Raw genomic sequence first — 254 nt, 5'->3', positions numbered from 1 at the left:
TGATGGGGACTCACAGGAGACTGCCGGGGTCAACTCGGAGGAAGGTGGGGACGACGTCAAGTCATCATGCCCCTTATGTCTTGGGCTGCACACGTGCTACAATGGCCGGTACAATGAGCTGCGAAGCCGTGAGGTGGAGCGAATCTCAAAAAGCCGGTCTCAGTTCGGATTGGGGTCTGCAACTCGACCCCATGAAGTTGGAGTTGCTAGTAATCGCAGATCAGCATTGCTGCGGTGAATACGTTCCCGGGCCT

General features: G+C 56.3%; 1 rRNA gene (cut by a window edge). It reads left to right on the top strand.

What is annotated here, in order from left to right:
• Positions 1-254, top strand: a 16S ribosomal RNA gene (locus SSOG_RS19905); it begins 1215 nt to the left of the window's first position.

It is taken from the genome of Streptomyces himastatinicus ATCC 53653 (assembly GCF_000158915.1).
Taxonomy (GTDB): domain Bacteria; phylum Actinomycetota; class Actinomycetes; order Streptomycetales; family Streptomycetaceae; genus Streptomyces; species Streptomyces himastatinicus.
This window is presented reverse-complemented; position numbering and strand designations above follow the sequence as displayed.